This is a genomic window from Hymenobacter sp., assembly GCF_035709525.1.
In the GTDB taxonomy this organism is placed as follows: Bacteria; Bacteroidota; Bacteroidia; order Cytophagales; family Hymenobacteraceae; genus Hymenobacter.
Genome location: NZ_DASTEP010000004.1, coordinates 1 through 4,429 on the forward strand (window position 1 = coordinate 1; position 4,429 = coordinate 4,429).

Here is a 4,429-nt window from a genome sequence, read left to right on the forward strand (position 1 = left end):
CGGAGTCGAAGCATCTCTACCGCTTCGTTGCTAGCGATAGAGGTTAGTTCTCCGGCAGAGATGCTTCGGCTCCGCTGCGCTGCGCTCAGCATGACAGTTACTTTTCTTTCCTAATTTCTCCCCCATGACCTTCGACCCCAACCAACTCAACGAGCTCATACGCACCCGCCGCAGCGTGTTCGTGGCGCAGTTCGAGCCCGGCAAAATCATCCCGGACGCCATCATCTGGCAGCTGCTCGAAAACGCCAACTGGGCGCCCAGCCACAAGCGCACCGAGTCGTGGCGCTTCACCGTGTTCACGGGCGCGGGCCTGCAAAAGCTGGCCGATTTTCAGGCCGAGCTTTACAAGCAAACGGCCGGCCCCAAATTCAGCGAAGGCAAGTACGAGAAGCTGCGCGACTCGCCAGGCCAGTGTTCGCACGTCGTCGCCATCGGCATGAAACGGGTAGACCCCGGCCTGCCCGAAATCGAGGAAATCGAAGCCGTGGCCTGCGCCGTGCAAAACCTGGCGCTCTCGGCCCACGCCTACGGCCTGGGCGGCTTCTGGAGCAGCGGCGGCATCACCTACACCGAAGAAGCCAAGGCATTTTTCGGCCTCGGGCCGGAGGATAAGCTCCTGGGCTTTTTCAACCTGGGCTACCCCAAAGCGACCGTGCCCGACGGCAAGCGCGGCCCGGTAGCCGAGAAAGTACGCTGGGTAGCGTAGCGCGGACTTTCAGTCCGCGAGTTGGTGCGCCTGCCACTCGCGGACTGAAAGTCCGCGCTACTTTCGCCTTATGCTTAACCTGCTCGGCGTCCACCACATCGCCATCATTTGCACCGACTACGCCCGCTCGAAGGCTTTTTACACCGAGGTGCTGGGTTTGGAAATCATCCGCGAGGTGTACCGCGCCGAGCGAACGTCCTACAAGCTCGATTTGGCTTTATGCGGGCAGTACATCATCGAGCTTTTTTCTTTCCCGAGCCCGCCGCCCCGCGCCAGCCGGCCCGAGGCAGCGGGCCTGCGCCATTTGGCCTTTGCAGTAGCTGATATAGAGGCTACTATCCGGCATTTGGCCGCGCACGACGTAGCTTGCGAGCCGGTGCGAGTAGACGAGTTGACGGGCCGGCAATTCACCTTTTTTGCGGACCCCGACGGGCTGCCGCTGGAGCTATACGAAAGCTAGCATATGCTGAAAAAATACGCCTGTTTACTGGGCGCTGTGCTGGCCCTGGCCGGCTGCGCCGGCACCCGTCCTACCCACCTGCGCGTAGCCTCAGGCTATTGCGACCCGCCCCTGCCCCTGCGCTACGACCCGGCCTTTGCCCCCAAGCCTGAGCTGAATAAAGCCCTTACGCCCGCGCTACTGGCCCGCTACCCGCGCCGCAACCTGCTCGCGGCCAATGCGGCGGGCATCCTGCCGCAGCTGCAAAGCCTGCTGGCCCTCGAAGCCGCCGCCCGCCAGCAGCCCGGCCCGGCCGCCGAGCTGGCCGTGCTGCGCCAGCGCCAGGCCATTGCGGCGCAAGTGGCGCTGGTGAGCAGCACCGTGGCCAGCGTGGCCGCCGAGCTCGACTGCGAAGGCGAGCGCGCCGACCAGGTGGCCGGCTACCTCGGCGAGCAGGACGACCGCCGCACCCAGCGCCTCAACGTGCTGAGCATCGGCGTCGGGGCGGCCAGCGGCGTGGGCACTACGGTCATCGAAAACAAGTCGGGGCAGTACGCCTTTGGCATCGGGGGCGGGCTGCTGGCGGCGGGCCTGGGCTTGCTCACGCTGCGCGAGCACGGGCACACGGCCGAGTTTAAACACCCCCGCAACCTGCTGGCCGACGTGTGGAATGAAAAGCCAACCTCCGACGTGTTTCCACCCAGCATCTGGTACATGCTCACCGAGCCCGCCTTCAGCAACAGCGGCCAAACCAGCCTGGCCCACAACACCCGCCAGCGCTGGGAGCACTACGGCCAGCTCGCCCGGCCCGAGTCGAAGCAGGGCAAAGAGCTGGCGGCGCTACTCTTCGGCGAGGGCGGCGAGTACTCGGCCGACGAGCTCCAGGTGCGGGCCAACATGCTCAACGAGCTGCAATCGGCCGTGCGCCTGCTCAACCAGGAGCTGCAAGGGCTGCAATTGGTGCTGAATGAGAAGTAGGAGATAATTAGAGGCAACGACAAGAAACGCCCGTCATGCTGAGCGGAGCGCAGCGGAGTCGAAGCATCTCTACCGGTAAACAAACTCTTGACGCTTAACAAGGAGGCGATAGAGATGCTTCGACTCCGCTGCGCTCCGCTCAGCATGACGGGCGTTCGTCAAGCTTACTTCTACAAGCTCAAACTACCTCTTACCGCCCATGCTGCTCACCGCTTTCCTGCAAGACCTGCTCACCACCGGCAGCATCACCTTATCGAGCCAGCCGGCCTCATTCGAGGCGGCCGACCTGGCAGCCGCCGAAAGCCTACTGCAAGACTACCACGCCGAGGACTGCCTGAACCTGCCCTACACCGCGCCGGCTTTCGAGGCCGCAGCGGCGCTTTGGGCGGTGCAATACCTGTACCACGCCGCCGTGCTGGCCGTGGTGCGCGAGCTGGATGAGGCCGCCATTGCCACATACTTGCCCGAATACAAAGGCGAGCCCACCCCGGCTGCCCACTACTCGGCCGACCTCAGCCTGCGCTACCTGCCCGACTTGCTGCAACTGGCGCAGGGCCTGGCCCCGGCCGATGCGCTGGTGGCCCACCTGCGCCGCACAGCCGGGCAGTGGCCGCTGTCGTTTGTGGGGCACGAGCCGGCCGATGCCGATGCCGAGGCTATTTTGCTGGCCCATCCGGCCTTGCGGGGGGCGTACCTCGACCGCATTATCGCGGCGCACGACCGGGCGCGGGCCAGCCAGCCCCACCTGGCGCCGCTGGTGCAGGCCGCGCTGGGAGCCCACGGCGCGCAGCTGTGGCCCGATTTTCACCTGTTTACTTCTCCTGCCTGATGCCCCCCGACCTGAGCCAAGAGTGGCCCTTGGTAGCCAAGCTCAACGACGTAGCCCGCTACCTCAAAACCACGTTTGTGGGCAAAGACGATATTATCGACCTGCTGTGCTTGTGCCTGGTGGGGCGCGAAAACCTGTTTTTGCTCGGCCCACCCGGCACGGCCAAAAGCGCGCTGGTGCGGGCGCTGGGCCAGCGCCTGCACGGCCGCACGTTTGAGTATTTGCTCACGCGCTTCACCGAGCCCAACGAGCTGTTCGGGCCCTTCGACATCCGGCGGCTGCGCGAAGGCGAGCTGGTAACCAACACTGAGGGCATGCTGCCCGAGGCGCACCTGGTTTTTCTGGATGAGTTGCTGAATGCCAACAGCGCCATCCTCAACAGCCTGCTGATGGTGCTCAATGAGCGGGTATTTCGGCGGGGCCGCGAAAACCGCCCGCTACCTGCCCTGCTGATGGTAGGTGCCAGCAACCACCTGCCCGAGGAAGAAGCGTTGCAGGCGCTGTTCGACCGCTTTCTGGTGCGCGTGCACTGCGACTACGTGGCTCCCACCGCCCTGGCCGAGGTGCTGGAAGCCGGCTGGACGCTGGAGCGCCCCGCCGCCGACGCGGCCCCCGGCATCGGGGCCGAGGAGGTGCTTCGCCTGCAAGCCGCCGTGCCCCGCGTGGACGTGAGCGGCATCCGGCCGCAGTACACCGAACTCATCAGCAAGCTGCGCCTGGCCGGCCTGGCCGTGTCGGACCGCCGCGCCGTGAAGCTGCAACGGCTGCTGGCAGCCAGTGCCTTGCTGTGCCAGCGCACCACCGTCATCGCCTCCGATATGTGGGTGCTGCGCTACATCTGGGACACCGACGAGCAGCGCGAAATAATCGCCGGCATCGTCGATGCCGTGGTGCACGCCGACGAGCAGCCCGGCCAGCACCCGCGCGCGGCCGGCCACGACGCCCCCGACGCCGACGCCCTGCTGCGCGAAATCACCGACCTGGCCGCGCAGTGGGATGCCCCCGACGCCTCGCCCGCCCAGCGCACCGCCATCAAAGACCAGTTGCGCTACCTGCACGGCCGCACCCAGTGGCTCACCAACGAGGTGCAGCGCCAGTACGTGCAAGAGCCGCTCGACGCGCTGTGGCAGAAAGCGTTGGCAGCGCATTGAGTTGTTTTTCAGACATGAGACGTTAGACATGAGACATGAGAAAGGGAGTACAAATTTTCTTATGTCTAACGTCTCATGTCTAAGCTCTAACGTCTCGTATCTGACACCCATCACAATCATTCAGACAGTCTAATGGAGCGCCTCCTCGTGCTGGCCGCCGCCGACCGGCCCACCCTCGGGGCAGTGCGCCACCTGCCCGGCCTGCAAGCCGCCGAAGCGGCCGGCCAGCTCTGGCTGCGCGGCCTGCCCGCCACCGCCGAGCTGCCGCTCGCCGTGCGCGCCTTGCCCGCCGTGCAGGCGTATGCGCTCGATACGCAGGGCCGGCT

General features: G+C 65.3%; 6 protein-coding genes. All 6 read left to right on the forward strand.

Going from position 1 to position 4,429, the window contains the following annotated elements; all coding sequences use genetic code 11:
* Positions 1-124 precede the first annotated feature (124 nt).
* Positions 125-706, forward strand: coding sequence for a nitroreductase (locus VFO93_RS00200; RefSeq protein ID WP_325132279.1), 582 nt, complete (start codon positions 125-127; stop codon positions 704-706).
* 70 nt (positions 707-776) lie between these two features.
* Positions 777-1,166 carry a VOC family protein gene (locus tag VFO93_RS00205; RefSeq protein ID WP_325132280.1) on the forward strand — a complete coding sequence of 130 codons (390 nt, stop codon included), beginning with the start codon at positions 777-779 and terminating at the stop codon, positions 1,164-1,166.
* Positions 1,167-1,169: 3 nt separating this feature from the next.
* Entirely contained in the window at positions 1,170-2,123 is a 954-nt protein-coding gene (locus VFO93_RS00210; protein WP_325132281.1) for a hypothetical protein, read from the forward strand.
* A 199-nt stretch (positions 2,124-2,322) separates the two neighbouring features.
* Complete coding sequence (locus tag VFO93_RS00215) at positions 2,323-2,952, forward strand: hypothetical protein (RefSeq protein WP_325132282.1); 630 nt, start codon at positions 2,323-2,325, stop codon at positions 2,950-2,952.
* A complete protein-coding gene (locus tag VFO93_RS00220; RefSeq protein ID WP_325132283.1) occupies positions 2,952-4,103 on the forward strand; it encodes an AAA family ATPase in 1,152 nt (383 codons plus the stop codon). The genes VFO93_RS00215 and VFO93_RS00220 overlap by 1 nt, the downstream gene beginning before the upstream one ends.
* Positions 4,104-4,235: 132 nt before the next feature.
* Positions 4,236-4,429: hypothetical protein (locus VFO93_RS00225; protein WP_325132284.1), on the forward strand; the 194-nt coding region annotated here is incomplete at its 3' end.

What these genes read in the sequence shown, in the direction of transcription:
- VFO93_RS00200 (WP_325132279.1), top strand. Translation starts at nt 125, where the DNA reads ATGACCTTCGACCCCAACCAACTCAACGAGCTCATACGCACCCGCCGC.
- VFO93_RS00205 (WP_325132280.1), top strand. Translation starts at nt 777, where the DNA reads ATGCTTAACCTGCTCGGCGTCCACCACATCGCCATCATTTGCACCGAC.
- VFO93_RS00210 (WP_325132281.1), top strand. Translation starts at nt 1,170, where the DNA reads ATGCTGAAAAAATACGCCTGTTTACTGGGCGCTGTGCTGGCCCTGGCC.
- VFO93_RS00215 (WP_325132282.1), top strand. Translation starts at nt 2,323, where the DNA reads ATGCTGCTCACCGCTTTCCTGCAAGACCTGCTCACCACCGGCAGCATC.
- VFO93_RS00220 (WP_325132283.1), top strand. Translation starts at nt 2,952, where the DNA reads ATGCCCCCCGACCTGAGCCAAGAGTGGCCCTTGGTAGCCAAGCTCAAC.